General features: G+C 36.5%; 20 protein-coding genes and 5 tRNA genes. 24 read left to right on the forward strand and 1 reads right to left on the reverse strand.

Going from position 1 to position 26,319, the window contains the following annotated elements:
* The 22 genes from ES765_RS06285 (at position 1) to ES765_RS06390 (ending at position 20,039) form a co-directional block, all read left to right on the forward strand.
* The gene (locus tag ES765_RS06285) at positions 1-1,008 is read left to right on the forward strand and encodes a potassium channel family protein (RefSeq protein ID WP_138112351.1); all 1,008 of its coding nucleotides are present in this window, start codon (positions 1-3) and stop codon (positions 1,006-1,008) included.
* Positions 1,009-1,098: 90 nt separating this feature from the next.
* A complete protein-coding gene (locus ES765_RS06290) occupies positions 1,099-2,709 on the forward strand; it encodes an alanine/glycine:cation symporter family protein (protein WP_138112353.1) in 1,611 nt (536 codons plus the stop codon).
* A gap of 12 nt (positions 2,710-2,721) precedes the next feature.
* The gene (locus tag ES765_RS06295) at positions 2,722-3,600 is read left to right on the forward strand and encodes a ComEA family DNA-binding protein (RefSeq protein WP_138112355.1); all 879 of its coding nucleotides are present in this window, start codon (positions 2,722-2,724) and stop codon (positions 3,598-3,600) included.
* A 10-nt stretch (positions 3,601-3,610) separates the two neighbouring features.
* Complete coding sequence (locus ES765_RS06300) at positions 3,611-4,780, forward strand: acyl-CoA dehydrogenase family protein (RefSeq protein ID WP_138112358.1); 1,170 nt, start codon at positions 3,611-3,613, stop codon at positions 4,778-4,780.
* Positions 4,781-4,882: 102 nt separating this feature from the next.
* Positions 4,883-5,077, forward strand: a complete 195-nt coding sequence (gene rpsU, locus ES765_RS06305) for a 30S ribosomal protein S21 (RefSeq protein ID WP_138112360.1) — start codon at positions 4,883-4,885, stop codon at positions 5,075-5,077.
* A 90-nt stretch (positions 5,078-5,167) separates the two neighbouring features.
* Positions 5,168-6,061: a tyrosine-type recombinase/integrase gene (locus tag ES765_RS06310; RefSeq protein ID WP_138112362.1), complete on the forward strand. Its 894-nt coding sequence runs from the start codon at positions 5,168-5,170 to the stop codon at positions 6,059-6,061.
* Between the two features lie 45 nt (positions 6,062-6,106).
* Positions 6,107-6,409: a ribosome hibernation-promoting factor, HPF/YfiA family gene (hpf, locus tag ES765_RS06315; protein WP_138112364.1), complete on the forward strand. Its 303-nt coding sequence runs from the start codon at positions 6,107-6,109 to the stop codon at positions 6,407-6,409.
* A 103-nt stretch (positions 6,410-6,512) separates the two neighbouring features.
* A tRNA-Thr gene (locus ES765_RS06320) sits at positions 6,513-6,586 on the forward strand.
* Between the two features lie 26 nt (positions 6,587-6,612).
* Positions 6,613-6,694, forward strand: a tRNA-Tyr gene (locus tag ES765_RS06325).
* 49 nt (positions 6,695-6,743) lie between these two features.
* A tRNA-Gly gene (locus ES765_RS06330) sits at positions 6,744-6,816 on the forward strand.
* Positions 6,817-6,890: 74 nt separating this feature from the next.
* Positions 6,891-6,962: transfer RNA gene (locus ES765_RS06335), tRNA-Thr, on the forward strand.
* 55 nt (positions 6,963-7,017) lie between these two features.
* Positions 7,018-8,205 (forward strand): elongation factor Tu, encoded by a 1,188-nt coding sequence (tuf, locus tag ES765_RS06340; protein ID WP_138112366.1) that lies wholly within the window; start codon positions 7,018-7,020, stop codon positions 8,203-8,205.
* Between the two features lie 98 nt (positions 8,206-8,303).
* Positions 8,304-8,376 (forward strand) — tRNA-Trp (locus ES765_RS06345).
* A 56-nt stretch (positions 8,377-8,432) separates the two neighbouring features.
* Entirely contained in the window at positions 8,433-8,621 is a 189-nt protein-coding gene (gene secE / locus ES765_RS06350; protein ID WP_091627321.1) for a preprotein translocase subunit SecE, read from the forward strand.
* Positions 8,622-8,631: 10 nt separating this feature from the next.
* Positions 8,632-9,183 (forward strand): transcription termination/antitermination protein NusG, encoded by a 552-nt coding sequence (gene nusG / locus ES765_RS06355; protein WP_027067855.1) that lies wholly within the window; start codon positions 8,632-8,634, stop codon positions 9,181-9,183.
* A gap of 70 nt (positions 9,184-9,253) precedes the next feature.
* Complete coding sequence (rplK, locus tag ES765_RS06360) at positions 9,254-9,691, forward strand: 50S ribosomal protein L11 (RefSeq protein WP_138112368.1); 438 nt, start codon at positions 9,254-9,256, stop codon at positions 9,689-9,691.
* An 18-nt stretch (positions 9,692-9,709) separates the two neighbouring features.
* Positions 9,710-10,399: a 50S ribosomal protein L1 gene (rplA, locus tag ES765_RS06365; RefSeq protein ID WP_138112370.1), complete on the forward strand. Its 690-nt coding sequence runs from the start codon at positions 9,710-9,712 to the stop codon at positions 10,397-10,399.
* Between the two features lie 26 nt (positions 10,400-10,425).
* Positions 10,426-10,941 (forward strand): 50S ribosomal protein L10, encoded by a 516-nt coding sequence (gene rplJ, locus ES765_RS06370; protein ID WP_138112372.1) that lies wholly within the window; start codon positions 10,426-10,428, stop codon positions 10,939-10,941.
* 50 nt (positions 10,942-10,991) lie between these two features.
* Complete coding sequence (rplL, locus tag ES765_RS06375) at positions 10,992-11,369, forward strand: 50S ribosomal protein L7/L12 (RefSeq protein WP_138112374.1); 378 nt, start codon at positions 10,992-10,994, stop codon at positions 11,367-11,369.
* Positions 11,370-11,501: 132 nt separating this feature from the next.
* On the forward strand, positions 11,502-15,311 hold the full coding sequence (rpoB, locus tag ES765_RS06380; protein ID WP_138112376.1) for a DNA-directed RNA polymerase subunit beta: 3,810 nt from the start codon (positions 11,502-11,504) through the stop codon (positions 15,309-15,311).
* Positions 15,312-15,373: 62 nt separating this feature from the next.
* Positions 15,374-19,672, forward strand: a complete 4,299-nt coding sequence (rpoC, locus tag ES765_RS06385) for a DNA-directed RNA polymerase subunit beta' (protein ID WP_138112378.1) — start codon at positions 15,374-15,376, stop codon at positions 19,670-19,672.
* Between the two features lie 52 nt (positions 19,673-19,724).
* Positions 19,725-20,039: a DUF3467 domain-containing protein gene (locus ES765_RS06390; protein WP_138112380.1), complete on the forward strand. Its 315-nt coding sequence runs from the start codon at positions 19,725-19,727 to the stop codon at positions 20,037-20,039.
* A gap of 33 nt (positions 20,040-20,072) precedes the next feature.
* On the opposite strand, the gene ES765_RS06395 is transcribed toward ES765_RS06390, so the two are convergent.
* Positions 20,073-21,662 (reverse strand): peptide chain release factor 3, encoded by a 1,590-nt coding sequence (locus ES765_RS06395; protein WP_138112382.1) that lies wholly within the window; start codon positions 21,660-21,662, stop codon positions 20,073-20,075.
* A gap of 345 nt (positions 21,663-22,007) precedes the next feature.
* On the opposite strand from ES765_RS06395, the gene ES765_RS06400 reads away from it, so the two are divergent.
* Positions 22,008-25,328 carry a gliding motility-associated C-terminal domain-containing protein gene (locus tag ES765_RS06400; protein ID WP_138112384.1) on the forward strand — a complete coding sequence of 1,107 codons (3,321 nt, stop codon included), beginning with the start codon at positions 22,008-22,010 and terminating at the stop codon, positions 25,326-25,328.
* 13 nt (positions 25,329-25,341) lie between these two features.
* Entirely contained in the window at positions 25,342-26,295 is a 954-nt protein-coding gene (locus ES765_RS06405; RefSeq protein ID WP_138112386.1) for a type IX secretion system membrane protein PorP/SprF, read from the forward strand.
* Positions 26,296-26,319: the final 24 nt, after the last annotated feature.

The following is a 26,319-nucleotide window of genomic DNA, read 5'->3' on the forward strand; positions in this document are numbered from 1 at the left end:
ATGATAAACTTATTTCGGTCTAAGATATATTTGGCATTGGCCTTAATGCTTATGGTGTTGGCATTTGGTGTGTTTGGTTATAGGATGATATCCGATTATTCTTGGGTCGATGCTTTTTACATGACTATAATAACGGTCACAACGGTTGGTTTTTCTGAGGTACGACCTATGGGGCCAGAAGGGAAAATTTTTACCGTTGTTTTAATCGTTACCAGCGTTTTTATATTCGGTTACGCTATTTCTGTTATAACAGAGTATATGCTTGGTAGAAATTCATTGCAATTATTAAAGAAGAAAAAAATGAAAAATCTCATTGAAAATTTGGATCAGCATGTTATAATCTGTGGTTTTGGGAGAAATGGTATGCAAGCAGCAGAAAAATTAAAAGCCTATAAAAAACCGTTTGTAATCATTGAAAAGGATAAGGAGGTAATTGAGCGATACGGCGATGAGGTGTTATTTATCGAAGGCGACGCTAATGATGATGATGTTTTGTTAGGGGCAGGTATTGAAAGGGCTCAATACTTAATTGCTACCTTACCTGATGATGCGGCGAATCTTTTTGTTGTTTTATCTGCAAGACAACTTAAAAGGGATTTATTTATAATTAGCAGGGCCTCGTTGGTGACTTCACAGAAGAAACTATTTTTAGCTGGTGCAAATAAGGTCATTATGCCAGATAAAATAGGAGGGGACCATATGGCGTCTTTGGTTGTGATGCCAGACCTTATAACTTTCATGGATAAACTTTCAATGGAAGGTGAGAATACAACCAATTTAGAGGAATTATCCATAGAAGATTTCTCAAACCATACTAATTGTAACTCACTCAGAGATTTGGACTTACGTAATAAAACAGGCTGTACAATAATAGGGTATATATCCCCGGATGGTAATTATACTATAAATCCAGAAGCTGATTTTAAACTACAGCCAAAGAGTAAGGTTATTGTTTTAGGTAGACCTGAACAAATTAAAAAATTAAACAAAATGTTCCATATCGAATAATAATCTTTATAGCTTATATATTTGATTGCATCCATTATTTTTAAGATATTGCTAGACTAACTAACTAATCCAATAATAAATTTGAAAACTATGAAGTATAAACTTCTGACCTTTTTATCATTTTTACTACCATATTTAACCTTTGCGCAAGAAAAAGGTTTAGACGAAAAAGTAAATGATGCTTTTATGCCATTTGCAACCTGGTGGGAAGCCACGGTATTGACACCTATACCCATTGCTGGTTATGATATTCCAATAGTGCTGATTTTATTAGTTGCCGGAGCAACTTTTTTTACAATTTATTTTAAGTTTCCAGGTATTACTAAATTTCCTTTGGCAATCAACGTTGTTCGAGGGAAATATGAGGAAATCGAGAAGTATGGTTTGGAAAAGGTTGAATTACACATGACCGAAGATGGAGATATACCAGATACCATTCGTGATGAAAGTGAAGAGGGGGAAGTTAGTCACTTCCAAGCATTGGCAACCGCAGTTTCTGGCACGGTAGGTCTTGGTAATATTGCAGGTGTTGCGGTAGCAATTGCATTAGGTGGTCCTGGAGCTACATTTTGGATGATTGTTTGTGGCTTGATTGGAATGTCTACAAAATTTGTAGAATGTACATTAGGAGTCAAGTATAGAGATGTCGGTCCAGACGGAACAGTATATGGTGGACCTATGTATTATTTGTCTAAGGGGCTCAGCGAAAATAACATGAAAGTTTTGGGCAAGATTCTTGCCGGAATGTTTGCCATACTTTGTGTAGGAGCATCATTTGGAGGGGGTAACGCATTCCAATCTAATCAAGCTACGGTACAGTTGACTTCTATGTTGAATTTAGAAGGTGGAGCGACGGGTGTTATCATCGGTGTTATTCTAGCTATTTTAGTGGGAATTGTAATCATTGGTGGAATTAAAAAAATAGCAAGTGTTACAGAGAAGATTGTTCCTTTTATGGCTGGGGTATATGTTTTGGCCTCTTTGGTTATCATTTTTGCGAACTTTAAATATATAGGAGATGCCTTTGAGTTAATTTTTTCAGGTGCTTTTTCTCCAGATGCTGCTTTAGGCGGTTTTGTTGGTGTAATTATAGTTGGTTTCCAAAGAGCTGCTTTCTCTAATGAGGCAGGTGCAGGTTCTGCGGCAATTGCTCACTCTGCTGTTAAAACAAGGTATCCCGCAAGTGAAGGTATTGTTGCATTATTAGAGCCATTTATTGATACGGTTGTAATCTGTACAATGACAGCTTTGGTTATTATATTTTTCAACATGGATGCAGGTGCATTTGAATATGGTAATGGTATTGGAAGTACTGTTCTATTGAATGAAACCGGAGCTTATGTTGGAGGGGTTGATTTAACTTCAATGGCATACGATTCTGTAATACCAGGTTTTAGATATGTGCTTACCATTGCAATAATTCTATTTGCTTTTTCATCAATGATTTCTTGGTCTTATTACGGACTTCAATCTTGGAAATATTTGTTTGGAAGAGGTAAAACAGCAGATATCACTTATAAAGTATTATTCTTGATGTTCGTTGTAATTGGAGCAGCAGCTACCTTAGATGCTGTAATTAAGTTTTCTGATGCAATGATTTTGGCATTAGTATTCCCAAACATGATTGGTTTACTTATACTTTTCCCTAAGGTGAAGAAAAGTTTTGAAAGATATTTATCGGCAATCAAAAAAGTCTATTAAAAACTAGATGTTTTGAAAAATATTAAATCCCACTTCAAGTTCAATAAGCAAGAACGAAGTGGGATTTTCTTTTTACTGTTTATCCTTATAACCATTCAGTTAGGTTACTTTTTATATAATGCAAATAAATTCAACGAATCCTATCCATTAACTCTTAATGAAGTTGACCAGCATAAAATTGATTCACTGAAACAGGCTTCAATAAAAAATAATACGATAAAAATATATCCGTTTAACCCAAATTTTATATCCGATTACAAAGGGTATACGTTAGGCATGTCGATTGCTGAAATTGATAGGTTGCATGATTTTAGGGCTTCTGAGAAATTCGTTAATTCTGCAGAAGAATTTCAAAAAGTTACTAGTGTTTCAGATTCATTGTTGAAGTTTATTTCACCCTATTTTAAATTTCCAGAGTGGACTAAAAGGCCTACTTACAAATTCAATAAAAATAGTATTGTAAAAAAAGGACGTTTCATTCCAAAGTCAGTAGAGTGGATAGATTTGAATAGTGCTTCTGCAGAAGAATTACAACGTGTAAGCGGCATAGGGGAGAAGCTATCCGCAAGAATTATAAAATTCAGGAATAGATTGGGCGGATTTTTGGTGGATGACCAATTATATGAAGTTTATGGTTTAGATGAAGAAGTGGTTAAGCGTGCATTAAATCAATTTAAGGTGGTAAGTAAGCCTGAAATTATAAAGATTAATGTGAATACTGCAACGGCAGAAGAATTATCAAAATTGATATATCTTCAAAAAGAAGTAGCTCTACGTATAGTAAATTATCGTAATCTCAACGGAAGTATCAATTCTTTGAGCGAATTGATAAATATTGAAGGATTTCCTCCAGAACGAATTGAGAGAATTGGTTTATATTTGTCGCTCTAAAAAAAACGCTATGCAAAGTATGTACTTCACTGAAGAGCATCAACTGTTTCGAGAAAGCTTGAAAGACTTTTTACGAATAGAAGTTGTTCCCCATATTGATAAATGGGAAGCTAATGGAACAATTGAAAGGTTTATTTGGAAGAAATTTGGGGATATGGGCTATTTTGGCTTAGCTACTCCAGAAGAGAGCGGAGGTTTAGGTCTAGATCTTTTTTATACCGTTATCCTATTAGAAGAATTACAAAAGGTAAATTCAGGCGGTTTTGCTGCTGCAATTTGGGCGCATGCTTATTTAGCGATGACTCACTTGAACAAGGAGGCAGATGCATTTGTCAAGGAGAAGTATTTGCGTCCAAGTGTTGATGGGGATAAAATAGGTTGTCTTTGTGTTTCTGAGCCTTTTGGTGGAAGTGATGTTGCTGCAATGCGAACAACCGCCGTTCGAGAAGGTGATCACTATATTTTGAATGGTTCAAAGACATTCATTACAAACGGTGTTTATGCCGATTATATGATTGTAGCAGCTAAGACAGCACCTGAATTAGGGAATAAAGGAATTAGCATTTTTGTCGTAGATCGGCAAAGTGAAGGCGTAACAGCAAACAAGTTAAATAAATTAGGGTGGCGTGCTTCCGATACTGCCGAATTGGCTTTTGATAATGTGAAAATACCTGCTCAAAACCTTATGGGTAAAGAGAATATGGGTTTTTCATATATCATGGAGCATTTCTCGTTGGAACGATTGATAATGGGTATTAATGCACATGCTAGATCAGAACATATTCTAGAATATGCACTTAAATATATGTCAGAAAGAGAAGCCTTTGGGAAAACAATCAATCAATTTCAAGCCTTGCGACATAGAGTTGCAGATTTGTTTGGGGATATTGATATGTGCAAAGAATACAATTATTCTGTTGCTTATCGCTTAGATAAAGGCCAGTATGTTGTGAAGGAGGCGACAATTTCTAAATTGAAATCCACGAAAATGGCAGATGAGGTTGCTTACGAATGTTTGCAGTTCTTGGGTGGTTATGGGTATATAGAAGATTATCCTATGGCCCGAAATTTCAGAGATAGTAGATTAGGACCTATAGGTGGTGGAACTTCGGAGATTCTTAGAGAGATAATAGCTAAGATTATCATTGATAAAAAGGAGTATAAATCAGCTACGGTTTAAGATAAGGTAATTAAAGTTTTTTAAAATTCGATTATAGGTTGCTCAATTGGATATAGTTGTTATATTTGCATCTTTAATCATAAAGAGAGGAGGTTGTAGCCCATGTTAATTATACCAATAAAAGAAGGAGAAAACATCGATAGAGCTTTAAAGCGTTTCAAACGTAAGTTCGATAAGACAGGTACGATGAGACAGTTGCGTAAGCGTCAGCAGTTCAATAAGCCATCAGTTGTTCGAAGAGCACAGATACAAAAAGCAGAATATATTCAAGGTCTAAGAGATCAAGAAGAAATCTAAATTTTGTTTAAATGAAATAGAAATCCCGCAAATAGCGGGATTTTTTTTGCTTATATCCCAAGTGAGATAAAACTTTGATACCTTTAGAATATGTTAGTATCAGAATTCACATTGTATTTATCACTAGAGAAAAAGTATTCTAAACATACTACCAAAGCATATGAAAGAGATATCCTTGAGTTTAGTGAATTTTGTAGAATAGAAGGCGGTGTCGCTGACATTGATTCAGTAGGGTATAGTTTTATACGTAGTTGGATTGTTAGGCTGTCTGATGCGGAGATAAACAATCGATCTATTAATAGAAAGATTTCATCCCTCAAGGCTTATTTTAAGTTTCTTCAGAAAATAGAGGTGCTAGAGGTGAATCCTTTACTTAAGCATAAGGCCTTGAAAACGTCAAAAAAAGTTGAGATTCCATTTTCAGAATTAGAAATGCAGAATGTGCTTGCGGCAATTGAATATACTAATAATTTTCAAGGGTGTAGAGATCAACTTTTGATTCACGTGCTATATGCGACCGGTATGAGAAGAGCTGAGTTGATACAGCTTAAGGTGTCTGATATTAGTTTCGAAGCAATGACAATTAAAGTTCTAGGTAAGCGTAATAAGGAAAGGCTGATACCTATGTTACGGGAAACCAAAGTTAAATTTGAATATTATTTGAAGATGCGAAAAGCATTAAGCCAGATAAAGGCTGAGAACTATGTTTTTCTTACGGAATCGGGTGATAAAATATACGAAACTCTTGTTTATAGAGTAATAAATAAGTATTTTAGAGTGGTGTCGTCAAAAGTAAAAACAAGTCCACATATTCTTAGGCATACCTTTGCTACGCATCTTTTGAATGAGGGTGCTGATTTGAATTCGGTTAAAGAGTTGTTGGGACATTCAAGTCTAGCGTCTACTCAAGTATATACCCATAATAGCATTGCAGAATTGAAAAAAGTTCACGCTAGTGCGCATCCAAGAGGTAGTAAGTGCTAATTGTATAATCAGGCCAAAATCATTTAGGCCATAAAATTTCTGACTATGAAGGTGAATACACAAACGGTAAATTTTAATGCGGATAGTAAGTTGATTGATTTTCTACAGAACAGGCTTGACAAGGTAGAAACCTTTTATTCAAAAGTAATTAGTTCTGATGTTTATTTAAAGGTTGAAAACACAAGTTCTAAGGCTAATAAGATAGCTGAGATAAAGATTAATGTACCTAAAGATAAATTTGTTGTTAAAAAACAATGTAAATCATTTGAAGAGGCGGTAGATTCAGCTTGTAATTCGCTGGAAAGAAGATTGATAAAGCAAAAGGAGAAATTAAGATTACAAGCTTGATAAAAATAATTTAAAATTTGTTTTAAATAAACAAATAATTCTATACATTTGCAGTCCGTTAGAAATAGCGGGCTTTTTTTACAACGAAAAAGTGATTAAATAAGCCGATGTAGCTCAGCTGGCTAGAGCAGCTGATTTGTAATCAGCAGGTCGTGGGTTCGAGTCCCTCTATCGGCTCTTAAGTTCTTAAAATATTAGTTTGAGGGGAGATACTCAAGCGGCCAACGAGGGCAGACTGTAAATCTGCTGACTACGTCTTCGCAGGTTCGAATCCTGCTCTCCCCACTAAACTTTTAAGTTAGGAGTTTTAAGTTGAAATATTGTAATTTTATAAGCGGGAGTAGCTCAGTTGGTAGAGCGTCAGCCTTCCAAGCTGAATGTCGCCGGTTCGAACCCGGTCTCCCGCTCTATAAATTTGACAGAAATGTCATTCCTGCGAAGGCAGGAATCTGTCTTATTGAAGATGGATTCAACACTTTACGCCGGTGTAGCTCAGGGGTAGAGCGTTTCCTTGGTAAGGAAGAGGTCACGAGTTCAATTCTCGTCATTGGCTCAATTAAGGTATAAATTTGTACACTAATATAAACTAAGATTAAAATTCATTAAACATGGCAAAGGAAAAATTCGACCGTTCCAAACCGCACTTAAATATAGGTACTATTGGACACGTTGATCACGGTAAAACTACATTAACTGCTGCTATTACAACTGTTTTGGCAAATGCAGGTCTTTCTGAAATGAGAAGTTTCGATTCTATCGATAACGCTCCAGAAGAAAAGGAAAGAGGTATTACTATTAACACTTCACACGTAGAGTATTCTACTGCTAATCGTCACTACGCTCACGTTGACTGTCCTGGTCACGCGGATTACGTAAAGAACATGGTTACAGGTGCTGCTCAAATGGATGGTGCTATTTTGGTTGTTGCCGCTACAGATGGTCCAATGCCACAAACTCGTGAGCATATCCTTTTAGGTCGCCAAGTTGGTATTCCTAGAATGGTTGTATTCATGAATAAAGTGGATATGGTTGATGATGAGGAATTAATCGAGCTTGTTGAAATGGAAATAAGAGAATTGCTTTCTTTCTATGAGTACGATGGTGATAATGGTCCTGTAATTGCTGGTTCTGCATTAGGTGCATTGAACGGTGAGCAAAAATGGGTTGATACGGTTATGGAATTGATGGAAGCTGTAGATAGTTGGATCGAGCTACCTGTAAGAGCTGTTGAGAAGCCTTTCTTAATGCCTGTTGAAGATGTATTTACAATTACTGGTCGTGGAACTGTTGCGACAGGGCGTATAGAGGCTGGTGTTGCTAATACTGGTGATGCAGTTGAGATTATTGGTATGGGTGCTGAAAAATTGAACTCTACAGTTACTGGGGTTGAGATGTTCCGTAAGATATTAGATAGAGGTGAGGCTGGAGATAATGTAGGTATCTTGTTGAGAGGTATTGAAAAAGCTCAAATTAGCCGTGGTATGGTAATTTGTAAGCCAGGTTCTGTTAAGCCGCATGCTAAATTTGAAGCAGAGGTTTACGTATTGAAAAAAGAAGAAGGTGGGCGTCACACGCCATTTCATAATAACTATCGTCCACAGTTTTATGTAAGAACAACGGATGTAACTGGTAATATTTCACTTCCATCTGGAGTTGAAATGGTTATGCCTGGTGATAACCTTACAATTACTGTTGAATTGATTCAGCCAATCGCATTAAGTGTTGGTTTGCGTTTCGCTATCCGTGAAGGTGGTAGAACGGTAGGTGCTGGTCAAGTAACAAAGATTATAGATTAATTCAATCTAAATAATATTGTACATAAGGGTGTCCTGCTCAAGCGGTACACCTTTACATGCAAATAATAGAATAGGTGGTTTTAAATCCATCAATTCATACGGGTGTAGCTCAGTTGGTAGAGCACTGGTCTCCAAAACCAGGTGTCGGGAGTTCGAGTCTCTCCTCCCGTGCAGAATGAATTTGAGATTATATGTCTCGTTTGTTGAAATTGTAAAATAGAATTGAAATGTTCACATATATAAAAGAATCCGTTGAAGAGTTAAGGAACAATGTTACTCTTCCTTCACGTGCAGAGTCATCGAACTTGATGGTTATTGTAGCTGTGTTTTCTATACTTTTTGCTTTGGCTACTTGGGGTGTAGATACGGTCTTTAGTAAAGTGATTAAATTATATTTCAACACCGTCTTAAACTAATAGGAGCTCTATGTCAGAAGTATTGGAAAAGAAATGGTACGTTGTAAGGGCGGTCAGTGGTCAAGAGAATAAAATCAAAGGATACATTGAAAGTGAAGTTGAGCGTCATGGTTTTTCTGACTATTTAGAAGATGTTCTTGTTCCTACAGAAAAGGTAGTTCAGATTAGAAATGGAAAGAAAATAAATAAAGAAAGAGTTTATTTCCCTGGCTATATTATGATTAAAGCCAATTTGGGTGGTGAAATGGTTCACATTGTTCGATCTATCACAAATGTTATCGGATTTTTAGGGGAAACTAAAGGAGGAGATCCTGTTCCTTTAAGGAAAAATGAAGTGAATAGAATGCTTGGGAAAGTTGATGAGTTAGCTGTTAATACTGATAGTGTAGCTATTCCTTTTGTTTTTGGTGAAACAGTTAAAGTTATTGATGGTCCGTTTAATGGATTCAATGGTACTGTTGAGAAAATAAATGAAGAAAAACGTAAGTTAGAGGTAATGGTTAAAATTTTCGGAAGAAAAACACCATTAGAGCTGAGTTATATGCAAGTAGAGAAAGTATAATAATAAGTGTTACATACATAATAAAAGTAGTGTTGCTTCCGCGAACACACTTTTAATTTAATTTTAAACAATGGCAAAAGAAATAGGTAAAGTAGTTAAACTACAAGTTAGGGGAGGTGCAGCGAATCCGTCGCCACCGGTTGGACCCGCCTTAGGTGCTGCCGGTGTTAACATCATGGAATTCTGTAAGCAGTTTAATGCTCGTACGCAGGATAAACCAGGTAAAGTTTTACCAGTTGTTATCACCGTTTATAAAGATAAGTCTTTCGACTTTGTTGTAAAAACACCACCAGCGGCAGTTCAGTTAATGGAAGCGGCTAAGATTAAAAAAGGATCTGGCGAACCTAACAAAGTAAAATTGGGTAGTGTTACTTGGGACCAAATCAAGGCGATAGCTGATGATAAAATGGTTGACCTTAATGCATTTACTGTAGAATCAGCTATGAGTATGATAGCGGGTACTGCCCGTTCTATTGGTATGAAGGTAGCAGGTAAGAAACCTTTTTAAAATCTTAAAAGCAATTAAATGGCAAAGTTAACTAAGAAGCAAAAGGAAGCGCATTCCAAAATAGAGAAGGATAAATTATATTCTTTGGTGGAGGCTTCAGCTTTAATTAAAGAGATAACCAATACAAAATTTGATGCCTCTGTTGATTTAGCGGTTCGTTTGGGTGTAGATCCAAGAAAAGCAAATCAAATGGTGCGTGGTGTGGTTACACTACCTCATGGAACTGGTAAGGATGTTAAAGTTTTGGCTTTAGTAACCCCAGATAAAGAAGCAGAAGCACTTGAAGCTGGTGCTGATTATGTTGGATTGGATGAGTATTTAGAAAAAATCAAAAACGGTTGGACGGATGTTGATGTAATTATCACTATGCCGAGCGTAATGGGTAAATTAGGACCTTTAGGACGTGTTTTAGGGCCAAGAGGTTTAATGCCCAATCCAAAAACGGGTACGGTAACTATGGATGTGGCTAAGGCTGTATCTGAAGTAAAGGCTGGTAAAATTGATTTTAAAGTAGACAAAACTGGTATCGTACATGCTGCGATAGGTAAAGCTTCTTTTTCTTCTGATAAAATAGAAGAAAATGCTAAGGAGTTGTTGGATACTTTGAACAAAATGAAGCCTACCGCCTCAAAGGGTGTGTATATGAAAAGTGTTTTCATGTCTAGTACTATGAGTCCAAGTTTACAATTAGACCCAAAGTCAGTATAACGAACTGCTAGTTAAAAATTATAAGTATGACAAGAGAAGAGAAAGCAACGGTTATAGAAAATTTGACTACGCAGTTGGCTAATAGTCCCACGATTTATTTAGCAGATATTTCCGGTTTGAATGCCGGTGCTACTTCAGATTTACGAAGAGCTGCTTATAGAGCGAATGTAAGACTGGCAGTAGTTAAGAATACATTGCTTGCAAAAGCAATGGAGGCTTCGGATAAAGAATTTGGTGAACTACCCGATGTATTAAAGGGGAGTACCTCTTTAATGTTTTCAGAGGTTGCCAATGCTCCTGCAAAATTAATAAAGAATTTTAGAAAGAAATCTAATAAACCTTTATTGAAAGGAGCCTTTGTACAAGAATCAATTTACATAGGTGATGATTACTTGGATGCTTTGGTTAGCATTAAGTCTAAAGAAGATATGATTGGTGAAGTTATTGGATTGTTACAATCCCCAGCCAAGAATGTTATATCTGGACTTAAATCTGGTGGTGGAAAACTGGCTGGAATCCTTAAAACATTATCTGAAAGATAAGTACGCACTATAAACTAAGTATATTTTAAAATTTTATTAAACGATAGAAAATGGCAGATTTAAAAGATTTCGCAGAACAATTAGTTAACTTAACAGTTAAAGAAGTAAATGAGTTAGCTGATATATTAAAAGATGAATACGGTATTGAGCCAGCAGCAGCAGCTGTAACAGTAGCCGCTGGTGGTGGTGCTGATGGTGGTGAAGCTGTTGAAGAGCAAACTGAATTTGATGTAATTTTGAAAGCAGCTGGTGCTTCTAAGTTAGCAGTGGTTAAATTGGTTAAGGAATTAACTGGCTTAGGTTTGAAAGATGCAAAGGATATTGTTGATAGCGCACCAAAAGCGGTTAAGGAAGCTGTTTCTAAAGATGAAGCAGAAGGTATCAAAAAATCATTGGAAGAAGCTGGAGCAGAAGTTGAGCTTAAATAATAGCAACAACCATAATACTTTTGGTTTAGGTCTTTTCGCTTTTTGCGTTTAGACCTAAGCCTTTTTATAGATTTAGGTATATGAAGAAGTATACAGCCCATTTAGTACTCACGATCAAAACACTGTCCGTAGATGTTCACAAATCAGACTGAAAGAATAAGCTTTGCTTCCGCAAGAAACACACCTGATTATCCGGATTTCTTGGATATTCAGATTAAATCTTTTCAAGACTTTTTTCAACTTGAGACTAAATCAGATGAAAGAGGTAATGAAGGTCTATATAATACCTTCATGGAAAATTTCCCAATAACTGATACTAGAAATCAGTTTGTGTTGGAGTTTTTAGATTATTTCATAGATCCACCAAGATATTCCATTCAAGAATGTATTGAGCGCGGTCTTACGTATAGCGTTCCATTAAAGGCTCGTTTAAAGTTGTATTGTACCGACCCAGAACATGAGGATTTTGAGACTATAGTACAAGATGTTTACTTGGGTACTATTCCTTATATGACACCAAGTGGTACTTTCGTTATTAATGGAGCTGAGAGAGTTGTTGTTTCTCAATTGCATAGATCACCAGGGGTTTTCTTTGGTCAATCATTCCATGCAAATGGAACTAAATTATATTCTGCTAGGGTAATCCCTTTTAAAGGTTCTTGGATAGAATTTGCTACTGATATTAATGGCGTAATGTATGCCTATATCGATAGAAAGAAAAAATTACCGGTTACTACGTTGTTTAGAGCTATAGGTTTTGAACGTGATAAGGATATATTAGAGATATTTGACCTTTCTGAAGAGGTTAAGGTTTCTAATGCCGGTCTTAAAAAAGTATTAGGGCGTAAATTGGCAGCAAGAGTCTTGAATACATGGCATGAGGATTTTGTTGATGAGGATACAGGTGAAGTTGTTTCAATTGAGCGTAATGAAATAGTTCTTGATCGTGATACCATTCTTGCGAAAGAGCATATTGCAGAGATTATAGATGCAGATGTCAAGACGGTTCTATTGCATAAAGAGAATAATGCGCAATCTGATTACGCTATTATTCATAATACGTTGCAAAAGGATCCAACGAATTCTGAAAAAGAGGCAGTTGAACATATCTACCGACAGTTACGTAATGCTGAGCCGCCAGATGTGGAAACTGCTCGTGGTATAATTGATAAATTATTCTTTTCTGATCAACGTTACAACTTAGGTGAAGTTGGTCGTTACAGAATGAATAAAAAGTTACAGTTGGATATTGGAATGGACAAGCAAGTCTTGACTAAAGAAGATATCATAACGATTATAAAATATTTGATTGAGTTAATTAACTCAAAAGCTGAGATTGATGATATTGATCACCTTTCTAACCGTCGTGTTAGAACTGTAGGTGAGCAATTGTCCTCACAGTTTGGTGTAGGTTTAGCCCGTATGGCTAGAACTATACGTGAACGTATGAATGTACGTGATAATGAGGTGTTTACACCAATAGATTTGATTAACGCCAAGACATTGTCTTCAGTAATCAATTCTTTCTTTGGTACAAACCAATTATCTCAGTTTATGGATCAAACGAATCCATTAGCAGAGATAACGCACAAAAGAAGATTGTCTGCACTAGGGCCTGGTGGTCTTTCAAGAGAGCGTGCAGGTTTCGAAGTGCGTGATGTACACTATACACACTATGGTCGTTTATGTCCGATTGAAACTCCGGAGGGTCCAAATATTGGACTTATTTCTTCACTTTCAGTTTTTGCGAAAGTGAATCCGATGGGATTCTTGGAAACACCATATAGAAAGGTTACAAATTCTGTTGTTGATATCAATAGCTTTACATATCTAAGTGCTGAAGAGGAAGAAGGAATGAAAATTGCGCAAGCAAACATTCCGATGAAAGAAGATGGTACTATTGATGCTGATAAAGTTATTGCAAGGGAAGAAGGCGATTTCCCTGTCGTGGATCCATCAGATATTCAATACACCGATGTAGCACCAAATCAAATTGCTTCTATTTCAGCATCTTTAATCCCATTTTTGGAACATGATGATGCAAACAGGGCTTTGATGGGGTCTAACATGATGCGTCAGGCTGTACCATTATTGAAACCACAATCTCCTATAGTAGGTACCGGATTAGAACGACAAGTAGCTTCCGATTCTAGAGTATTGATAAATGCGGAGGGTGATGGAGTTATTGAGTATGTAGATTCTCAGAAAGTCACCATCAAGTATGATAGAACTGATAATGAGAGATTAATTAGTTTTGAAGAAGACGAGAAAACCTATTTCTTGGTTAAGTTTAGGAAAACCAATCAAGGTACCAATATTAACTTAAAACCAATTGTAAAAAAAGGTGATAGGGTTAAAAAAGGTCAAGTTTTATGTGAAGGTTATGCAACTGAGAAAGGTGAATTGGCATTAGGTAGAAACTTAACTGTGGCATTTATGCCTTGGAAGGGTTATAACTTTGAGGATGCAATTGTAATTTCTGAAAAGGTTGTTCGTGAAGATATTTTCACATCAATTCATGTTGATGAATACTCTTTAGATGTAAGGGATACAAAATTAGGAGCTGAGGAACTTACGCATGATATACCAAACGTTTCTGAAGAGGCTACGAAAGACTTGGATGAAAATGGTATGATTAGGATTGGTGCCGAGGTTAAACCAGGAGACATACTTATTGGTAAGATTACACCAAAAGGTGAATCTGATCCTACACCTGAAGAGAAATTATTACGTGCCATCTTTGGTGATAAAGCTGGAGATGTTAAGGATGCCTCTTTAAAAGCATCACCTTCTTTAAGAGGTGTTGTAATCGAAAAGAAATTGTTCTCTAGGTCTGTTAAGGATAAAAGAAAACGTTCTGAAGATAAGGAGGAGCTTTCTAAACTTGAATTGGAATATGAAGTAAAGTTCCAAGAATTGAAAAACGTACTTGTTGAAAAATTATTTACCATTGTTAATGGTAAAACTTCACAAGGTGTGCTTAACGATTTAGGTGAGGAGGTTTTGCCTAAGGGTAAAAAGTATACGATGAAAATGTTGAATTCTGTTGATGATTTCGCACACTTGGTTGGCGGAAGTTGGACTACGGATAATGAGACAAATACATTGGTTGCTGACTTACTTCACAATTATAAAATTAAACTTAACGATTTACAAGGTAACTTGAGAAGAGATAAGTTTACAATATCTGTTGGAGATGAATTGCCAGCAGGTATTATGAAGCTTGCTAAAGTTTATGTAGCTAAAAAGCGTAAACTTAAAGTAGGAGATAAAATGGCCGGTAGACACGGTAATAAAGGTATTGTCTCTAGAATAGTACGTCATGAAGATATGCCGTTCTTGGAAGATGGAACCCCTGTTGATATCGTTTTGAACCCATTAGGTGTACCATCGCGTATGAATATTGGGCAGATTTATGAAACTGTATTAGGCTGGGCAGGACTTAAATTAGGTTTGAAGTTTGCAACACCAATTTTTGATGGAGCAACTTTAGATCAAATTAATGCCTATACCGACGAAGCAGGTATACCAAGATTTGGACATACTTACTTATTCGATGGTGGAACAGGACAACGTTTTGATCAACCAGCAACCGTTGGTGTGATTTACATGTTGAAACTTGGTCATATGGTAGATGATAAAATGCACGCACGTTCTATAGGACCATACTCATTGATTACACAACAACCATTGGGTGGTAAAGCTCAATTTGGTGGTCAGCGATTTGGAGAAATGGAAGTTTGGGCACTTGAGGCTTATGGTGCATCAGCAACTTTACGTGAGATTTTAACTGTTAAGTCCGATGATGTTATCGGAAGGGCTAAGACGTACGAATCTATAGTTAAAGGTGAAACTATGCCTGAGCCTGGTTTACCAGAATCTTTCAACGTTTTAATGCACGAACTTAAGGGATTAGGTTTGGATATTAGACTTGAGGAATAGTTCAATATTTTATATTGAAGACTATTAAGTAAAACAAATTAAAACATTATCAGAACGCTATTATGGCAAGAATAAAAGATAATAACCCAGTAAAAAGGTTCGATAAAATTTCAATAGGATTAGCTTCTCCAGAGTCAATTTTGTCCGAATCTAGAGGCGAGGTTTTAAAGCCTGAAACAATTAATTATAGAACTCACAAACCAGAACGTGATGGACTTTTTTGTGAGCGTATTTTCGGACCTGTTAAGGATTACGAATGTGCTTGTGGTAAATATAAACGTATTCGTTATAGAGGTATCGTTTGTGACCGTTGTGGTGTAGAGGTTACGGAGAAAAAAGTACGTAGAGACCGTGTTGGTCACATCAATTTGGTAGTGCCAGTTGCTCATATCTGGTATTTCCGTTCTTTACCTAATAAGATAGGATACCTTTTAGGCTTACCGTCCAAAAAATTGGATATGATTATTTACTACGAACGTTATGTAGTAATTCAGCCAGGTATCGCTAAGGGTCATGAAGGTGAGGAAATTCAGAAAATGGATTTCTTAACAGAGGAAGAATACCTTAATATCTTAGAAACTATTCCACCAGAAAATCAATATTTGGAGGATGCTGATCCTAACAAATTCATCGCCAAGATGGGAGCAGAGTGCTTAATTGATTTATTGGGTAGAATAAATCTAAAAGAACTTTCTTATGATTTAAGACATAAGGCAAACACTGAAACATCAAAGCAACGTAAGACTGAGGCATTAAAACGACTTCAAGTAGTTGAAGCGCTAAGAGAATCTCAGGAGAACAGAGAAAATGAGCCAGAGTGGATGATTATGAAAGTAATTCCGGTAATTCCACCAGAATTACGTCCATTAGTTCCATTAGATGGTGGTCGTTTTGCAACATCAGATTTGAATGATCTTTATAGAAGGGTAATAATTCGTAACAACCGTTTGAAAAGGTTAGTTGAGATTAAAGCTCCTGAGGTAATTCTTAGAAACGAGAAACGGATGCTTCAAGAAGCAGTTGATTCTCTTTTCGATAACACAAGAAAAGCCTCAGCTGTTAAAACTGAATCTAATAGACCATTAAAGTCACTTTCTGATTCCTTAAAAGGGAAACAAGGTCGTTTCCGTCAAAATTTGTTAGGAAAGCGTGTAGATTATTCAGCACGTTCGGTTATTGTTGTTGGTCCTGAAATGAGGTTGTTCGAATGTGGACTTCCAAAAGAAATGGCAGCGGAATTGTACAAGCCGTTTGTTATCAGAAAATTGATAGAAAGAGGTATTGTTAAGACAGTAAAATCTGCTAAGAAAATAATAGATAAGAAAGAGCCTGTAGTTTGGGATATTTTGGAAAATGTATTGAAAGGTCATCCTGTAATGTTGAACAGGGCTCCTACATTGCACCGTTTAGGTATTCAAGCATTCCAGCCAAAACTTATTGAAGGTAAGGCTATTCGTCTTCACCCATTGGTATGTACTGCATTTAACGCAGATTTTGATGGTGACCAGATGGCGGTTCACCTTCCGTTGGGACCAGAAGCAATTCTAGAATGCCAATTGTTAATGTTGGCTTCACATAACATACTGAACCCTGCAAACGGTTCTCCGATTACAGTGCCTTCTCAAGATATGGTTTTGGGTCTGTATTATATGACCAAGGAAAGAAAATCAACGCCAGAAGTTATTGTAAAGGGTGAAGGAATTACATTTTATTCCTACGAAGAGGTGGAAATTGCCTTCAATGAAGGAATGGTTGATTTGAATGCGGGTATTAAAGTAAGGGCTAAAGACTTTAATGAAGAAGGAGAATTGGTAAACAAAATTATTCCAACGACAGTTGGAAGGGTATTGTTTAATATGGAAGTGCCAGAAGCAGCAGGGTATATCAATGATGTATTAAACAAGAAATCACTTCGTGATATTATTGGTGATATTTTAAGGGTTACCGATGTGCCTACAACGGCAGATTTCTTGGATAAGATTAAAACAATGGGATATGATTTCGCATTTAGAGGCGGATTATCCTTTAGCTTAGGAGATATTATTATTCCAAAGGAAAAGCATGAAATGATTGCTGAAGCTAACGTGCAAGTTGATGGAATCAAGGCCAACTATAATATGGGTCTGATTACAAATAATGAGCGTTATAATCAAGTAATTGATGTTTGGACTTCTACGAATGCACAATTGACCGAATTGGCAATGAAGCGTATCCGTGAGGATCAACAAGGGTTCAACTCGGTATATATGATGCTTGATTCTGGTGCAAGGGGTTCTAAGGAGCAAATTCGTCAGTTGACAGGTATGCGTGGTTTAATGGCCAAGCCTAAAAAGTCTACTGCAGGTGGTGGAGAAATTATTGAAAACCCTATCCTTTCTAACTTTAAGGAAGGTTTATCCATTTTGGAATACTTTATATCAACACACGGTGCGCGTAAAGGACTTGCAGATACGGCTTTGAAAACGGCAGATGCAGGATATTTAACAAGAAGATTGGTTGATGTTTCACAAGATGTCATAGTTAATACAGAAGATTGTGATACGCTAAGAGGTGTAGAAATTCAAGCACTTAAGAAGAACGAGGAAATTGTTGAAGGTCTAGGGGAGAGAATTTTAGGTCGTGTATCATTGCATGATGTGTATAACCCAATGACGGAAGAGTTAATTCTTAAATCTGGTCAACAAATATTAGAATCCGATGTTAAGAAAGTTGAAGCTTCTCCTATTGAAAAAGTGGAGGTACGTTCAGCACTTACATGTGAAGCAGAAAAGGGAATTTGTGCTAAATGTTACGGAAGAAACCTTTCTACCAATAAAATGGTTCAGAGAGGTGAGGCTGTAGGTGTAGTTGCAGCTCAGTCGATTGGTGAGCCTGGTACTCAGCTTACATTGAGAACATTCCACGTAGGGGGTATTGCAGGTAACATTTCTGAAGATAACAAATTAGAAGTTAAATTCTCAGGAGTTGCTGAAATTGAAGATTTAAGAACGGTATCAGGAGAGGGTGCCGATGGTAAACCTGCTGAAATTGTTATTTCTAGGACTAGTGAAATAAAAGTTGTTGATGCTAAAACAGGAATTAGTCTAAGTACAAATAACATTCCTTATGGTTCGCAATTATTTGTAAAGAATGGTGCTAAAGTCACTAAGGGAGAAATGATTTGTTCATGGGATCCATATAATGGTGTAATTGTTTCTGAGTTCCCAGGTAAAATTGCCTACGAAAATATAGAGCAAGGGATAACGTACCAAGTAGAAATTGATGAACAGACTGGTTTCCAAGAAAAAGTGATTTCTGAATCTAGAAACAAAAAGTTGATTCCAACTTTATTGATTCAAGATGCAAAAGGAGAAACTTTACGTTCGTATAACTTACCAGTTGGATCACACATCATGGTAGATGATGGTGATAAGATTAAAGAAGGTAAAATCTTGGTAAAAATACCACGTAAATCTGCTAAAGCAGGTGATATTACTGGTGGTCTTCCTAGAGTAACTGAATTGTTTGAAGCAAGAAACCCTTCTAATCCAGCTGTTGTATCTGAAATTGATGGTGTTGTTTCTTTCGGTAAAATCAAAAGAGGTAACAGGGAAATTATCATTGAATCCAAACTGGGTGAAGTGAAGAAATACTTGGTAAAACTTTCTAATCAGATTTTGGTTCAAGAAAATGACTACGTTCGTGCAGGTATGCCATTGTCAGATGGTTCTATTACTCCTGAGGACATTCTTAAAATTAAGGGCCCATCTGCTGTTCAGCAGTATTTGGTTAACGAAGTACAAGAAGTATATCGTTTACAAGGTGTTAAGATTAATGATAAGCATTTTGAGGTTGTTGTTAGACAGATGATGAGAAAGGTTAGAATAGTAGATCCAGGAGATACTATTTTCTTAGAAAATCAATTGATACACAAAGATGACTTTATCAAAGAAAATGATGGTATTTTCGGGAAGAAAGTCGTTATTGAGGCTGGTGATTCTGATACCTTAAAGCCAGGTCAAATTGTCACTCCACGTGAGCTTAGAGATGAAAATTCATTATTGAGAAGAGGCGATAAAGCTTTGGTAGAGGCGAGAGATGCTATTTCTGCAACTGCAACCCCTATTTTACAAGGTATTACTAGAGCTTCATTACAGACTAAGTCTTTTATATCTGCTGCATCTTTCCAAGAAACTACTAAAGTATTGAACGAAGCTGCTGTTAGTGGTAAGATAGATACATTAGAAGGTCTTAAAGAGAACGTGATTGTTGGTCATAAAATTCCGGCTGGTACTGGAATGAGAGACTATGATAGCATTATCGTTGGGTCTAAGGAAGAGTATGATGAGATAATGGCCAGAAAAGAGGCCTTAAGATTTTAATATAATAACCCTCAAATTTTATTTGGGGGTTATTTTTTTATAATTTAAAAGTATGAGTGACAATAAGAATCCTAATCAAAAGCAAATAAACATTGAATTGGATGAGAAAATGGCAGAGGGGATATACTCCAATCTGGCTATTATAAATCATTCGGTATCCGAATTTGTTGTGGATTTTATAAGTATGATGCCAGGTGCTCCAAAGGCAAAGGTGAAGAGTAGAATTATTTTAACTCCTCAACATGCTAAGAAATTTTTAAAAGCACTGAATGATAATGTTCAGCGCTTTGAAAAGGTCCATGGTACTATAAAGGATTATGAACAACCTTCGATACCAATGAATTTTGGTCCGACAGGAGAAGCATAAAAAAAAGCCCAACTTATTAAAGTTGGGCTTTTTTTATTCAAATTCTGATGTAAAATGAAGTTTTACTGAAGGGTATTTTTGTTGTGTCATTTGTAGAGAAAATTGAGAATCTGCTAAAAACACTAATTGTCCTCTTTTGTCTTTGGCTAAAAATTTTTGTTTTACGCGTTCAAATTCTTTGAATTCATCAGTTTTTCTATTTTCAGTACCAACCCAACAGGCTTTGTAAACAGGAAAATTTTCATAGCTACACTTTGCTCCATATTCGTGTTCAAGTCTGTATTGTATTACTTCAAATTGTAAAGCACCTACAGTTCCAATTACTTTTCTTCCATTCAATTCTAAAGTGAATAATTGAGCAACACCTTCATCCATTAATTGGTCAACGCCTTTGTTTAACTGTTTTGACTTCATGGGGTCAGCATTATTGATGTACCTAAAATGCTCTGGTGAGAAACTAGGGATACCTTTATAATGTAATGATTCACCTTCAGTAAGTGTATCACCAATTTTAAAATTTCCAGTATCATGAAGTCCAACTATATCACCAGGATAAGAAATATCAACTATTTCTTTCTTTTCAGCAAAGAAGGCATTTGGACTTGAGAATTTTAAATTTTTCCCTTGCCTTACATGTAAATAGGGTTTGTTGCGTTCAAATGTTCCAGACACAATTTTTATAAATGCTAAGCGGTCACGATGCTTAGGGTCCATATTAGCATGGATTTTAAAGACAAAACCGGTCATATCTTTTTCGTTAGCCTCTACCAACCGTTCTTCAGCATTCTTTGGTCTTGGAGTGGGAGCAATTTGCACGAAACAATCTAAAAGCTCCCTAACGCCAAAATTATTTAACGCTGAGCCAAAAAATACCGGTTGCTGATCTCCTTTTAAATACAGTTCCTTGTCGAATTTAGGATAAACGCCCCGAACCAACTCTAAATTATCTCTCAATTCGGTAGCTGCGTTACTACCAATTATTTTGTCTAATTCAGGATTAGTTACATTATCAAATGCAATAGTTTGTTCTATGTTTTTTTTACTATCTCCGCTAAAAAGGTTGATATTTTTTTCAAAAATGTTATAAATACCTTTAAAATCATAACCCATGCCTATTGGGAAACTCAATGGTGTTACAGAAAGACCCAATTTTTGTTCTAATTCATCTAACAGGTCAAAAGCATCTTTACCTTCTCTGTCCATCTTATTAATGAATACCAACATTGGTATTTTACGCATCCTACAGACTTCCACCAGTTTAACAGTCTGTTCTTCCACCCCTTTAGCAACATCGATAACAACGATAACGCTATCAACTGCTGTCAGGGTTCTAAAAGTATCCTCCGCAAAATCTTTATGCCCGGGCGTATCTAAAATGTTGATTTTCTTATTTTGATAAATAAAAGCAAGTACTGAAGTGGCGACCGAGATTCCTCTTTGTCTTTCAATCTCCATAAAATCACTCGTAGCCGACTTTTTTATTTTATTATTTTTAACGGCTCCCGCTTCTTGAATGGCGCCTCCGAAAAGTAATAATTTTTCCGTCAAAGTGGTCTTTCCGGCATCCGGGTGAGAAATTATACCAAAGGTTCTTCTTCGCTCTATTTCTTGCTTAAAAGTCATGTGAAATATTTGTGTAAAAGTAATATAAAATGAATCCAACACTTAATCTTTAAATCAACAAAATTTAAAGATTAAGTGTTGGATTTCGATATTTGGGTTGTGTTTGTATTTTATAGACCCTTTTGTTCAGTACTAACGTAAAACAAATAGATTGCAATAATTGGTAAAAACTGTTTTACAAAATAAGAACGTAATTTGTCTTTTGAATTGGTAGTTTATCGAAAATACAATTTGAGTTAAATAATTTATAATATATCTTCGTGTAGTTTTATTTAAGTGAGCCCCACTTTCTTAACAGAACAATAGCCTACATTGTCATGGTGATTAGTAAAAGACTAAACACTTATGAATAAATTTAATTTTAGAAAGTATATAACCTTCATTAATAGTAGGTATATAATTCTTTTTACTTCTATTTTACTTTTTTCATCTTTCGACAAAACTGCAGAAACATGGGAACTGAAACAGTATCTAAACATAGATAGTGATGGAGATGGAATTATAGATACTATTGATATTGATGATGACAATGATGGAATAATAGATGCCATTGACGGTAAATATGACGATGATAATGATGGCTATATTAATAGTCTGGACATTGATTCAGATAATGATGGTTTGTTGGACAATTATGAAGCTCAGTATTTACCTTCTTCCATAAAATTGAGTGGGATAGATTTCGATAAAAATGGACTGGATGATATTTTTGAGTCTAGCCCAGGAAGCGGAGAGGGTCTTACGCCCATAGACTCGGATAATGATGGAGTTTTTGATTTCGTTGATGTAGATTCGGATAATGATGGAATATTAGATCAATCTGAGGCGAGTAGCTTCGGTAATCATTATGATTGTTCACAAGTTCCTGAACTTAATTTCAGTTCTAAACCAATTCTAGAATTTGGGGAATTATATGCTGAAGGTTCGGTATATAGAATATCCAATGTTTTTGAGGATACTGATGCATTAGTGACTATTGAAAAAAGTGTCAATAGTAGAATTCATGTTTTAGATCAAAATAGTGTTGATTCACAATTTTTCAAACCAGAAATTCAATTTGAATTTACGGATATGGAGCGTCGGCCTTATGTTGATATGAGAATTTCCTTGGTTGAAAAAAACACCAGGATTCCAATTATTTTCAATGAATTAATTGCAGATTTCATAGATATCGATGGTAATTCCAATTATCAAGAATTTAATAGATTTGATACTCCAATACGTTACACCGTGGAAAGCTCAACAGAAGTATTGGTGAATAACACTTCCGGTGGTTTTTTAGTAAATGGTGGCTCCAAAGAATATCCAGGAATTTCTAATTTGAATCCAACAGTTAACGTGGTTGTTGCATTTATCGATATTTCCACTTTTGTCTTTCGCTTTGGGGTGCAAACTGGGACTAATAATAACTTTAAAACAGTTGTTAGACAATCTGGAATTCAGTTTTCATGCTTAGAAAATTTCAAAGATCCTATATCCGTAACCTTTAGGAATGATATTGATTCTGATAATGATGGATACCCTGATAGGTTAGATATTGATAGTGACAATGATGGTATTCCTGATAATATTGAGTCACAATCAACTTTTGAATATATTTCTCCTTCTAGTGTTGATGAAAATGGTAATGGACTCGACGATTCTTATGAAAAGGGTGATGTTATAGGTCTTACGCCTATGAATACAGACGGGACAGACAATGTAGATTATCTCGACAATGATAGTGACAACGACCTTGTTCCCGATAATAACGAGGGCAACGATTTTAATTTTGATGGAATCCCTGATCAGACCTATACTGGCATTGATACCGATGGTGATGGACTAGACGATGGCTATGAGGGCACTAATGTAAATGATGGCTTCGATGTGAACGATGAGATTGATGATCCTGCGCAGGACCTTCCCGATACCGACGGAACAGAGGACGTTAACTACCGTGACCTTGATGATGACGGCGACGGTATCGACACTCCAGATGAGGATGCTGATACTGATGGCAATCCTACCAATGATGATACGGATGAGGACGGTACTCCCGATTACCTTGATCCGGACGAAGGTCCAGATACCGATGGAGACGGCGTACCTGACAGTGCTGATCTTGATGATGATAACGACGGATTACTTGATACGACAGAAGATCCGAATATCGATGGCGACAACGACCCGTTGACCGACTCACAGGATTCGGACAATGACGGAAAACCTGACCATATTGACATAGACAGCGATAATGATGGTATCCCCGATAATGTTGAGGCACAAACCACTTCAGGTTATGTAGCGCCCAATGATGACGATATTGCTACGTACGCTTCGAATGATGGCGTAAACAGTGCTTATCCTATAGGTATTATCCCTGTAAATACAGATGGGACAGACAATGTAGATTATCTCGACAATGACAGTGACAACGACCTTGTTCCCGATAATAACGAGGGCAACGATTTTAATTTTGATGGAATCCCTGATCAGACCTATACTGGCATTGATACCGATGGTGATGGACTAGACGATGGCTATGAGGGCACTAATGTAAATGATGGCTTCGATGTGAACGATGAGATTGATGATCCTGCGCAGGACCTTCCCGATACCGACGGAGCAGAGGACGTTAACTACCGTGACCTTGATGATGACGGCGACGGTATCGACACTCCAGATGAGGACGCCGATACTGATGGCGACCCGACCAACGATGATACGGACGAGGACGGGACTCCCGATTACCTTGATCCAAATAGTGGAAATTTAGATGTTGTTGATGATGTTACGTCTACACCAATCGATACCGAAGTCGAAATATTTATTTTAGGAAATGATTTAGGTATACCAACAAATGGTACCTTGACGACTACCTACCCATCTAATGGAATCATAGAAATTAATGATGGTGGAACACCGGATGATATTTCCGACGATACGGTTAGGTACGTACCTAATGAGGGATTTGAAGGAACCGACAGTCTCGATTACACGGTATGTGATACCTTGGTTAATTGTGATACCGCGACCATAACCATTGTAGTAGGTGAGCCTATTGAATTAGATGTTGTCGATGATGTTGCGACTACACCAATGGATACTGCCGTAGAAATAGCCATATTGGATAATGATTTAGGTATTCCTGACGATGGAACGATAATAACTACAGACCCATTCAATGGAACCATAGAAATTAATGATGGCGGCACACCGAACGATATTTCCGACGATACGGTTAGGTATATGCCTAATGAGGGATTTGAAGGAACCGACAGTCTTGATTACACGGTATGTGATACCTTGGGCAATTGTGATACGGCCACGGTTGGTATAACGATTATGAATGATAACCCTCCTATACCACCAGAAGAGTCTGTTATTGAAGTAAATCAAATGCTTACGCCAAATGGAGATGGTAGAAATGAATTCTTATTTATTAGAGGTATAGATAAGATTCGTAGCAGTAAGTTAAGAATCTTTAATAGATGGGGAGTAGCTGTTTACGAAGGTGAGAATTATAATAATCAAAATAAAGTATTTGATGGTAGGTCGAGAGGTAGATCAACATTAGGCGTTGACGATTACCTTCCTGCGGGGATATATTTCTATATATTTGATTATACGACAATAAATGGAGAGAATATAGTGAATAGTGAATATCTATATTTAAGTAGATAATAGTTTGAAAAATATGAATATCAAAAGTAAATTTTTAATACTACTAGGCACTTTATTATTTGTATGTGGAACTGTAGTAGCGCAGCAAGATGCTCAATACACTCAATATATGTTTAATACCATGAGTGTGAATCCAGCATATGCGGGATCCCGAGGTCAACTTAGCATTACAGGTCTACATAGATCGCAATGGGTTGGGTTAGAAGGAGCGCCAAAAACGCAAACGTTGAATATTCAATCTCCAATTAGAAATAGTAAGTTGGGGTATGGTGTTTCGATTGTTAATGATGAAATAGGAAATGGGGTTGTACAGGAGACCTATTTTGATGCTGTTGTATCTTACACTATTGACGTATCTGCCGAAGGTAAATTATCATTCGGGTTAAAAGCAGGTGGAAACTTATTGAATCTGGATTTTAACAAGCTTCGTAATTTTGACGCTGAGCCAGTGAATGCAGATAATATTGAAAATAGGTTTTCTCCTAATGTAGGTGTAGGTATATATTATCATTCTAGTCAATTTTACGCCGGTCTTTCTGCGCCAAACCTTTTACAAACAGAACATTTCGACAATGCCCAACAAGAAGCTGGGAGTGTGAATTTTTTATCAAAAGAACGAATCAACTTTTATTTTATCACTGGATATGTATTTGACTTGAACGGTAATCTAAAATTCAAACCCGCATTATTGACTAAAGTTGTTGGCGGAGCACCATTACAGGTTGATATGTCCGCTAATTTTATGTTCAATGATAAGTTCACCTTCGGTGCAGCGTATAGGTGGGATGCAGCAGTTAGTGCTATGGTAGGTTTCCAGATTTCTGATCAATTTATGATTGGTTTGGCATATGACAAGGAAACCACTGATTTGGGAGGAACACAATTTAATGATGGATCATTTGAGGTGCTTTTAAGATATGAATTGGTTAAGTCCTTTCAAAGATTGGTTTCACCTCGTTTTTTCTAAATGGCTATTTTATATATGAAACAT

It is taken from the genome of Maribacter sp. ACAM166 (genome assembly GCF_005771495.1).
Classification (GTDB): domain Bacteria; phylum Bacteroidota; class Bacteroidia; order Flavobacteriales; family Flavobacteriaceae; genus Maribacter.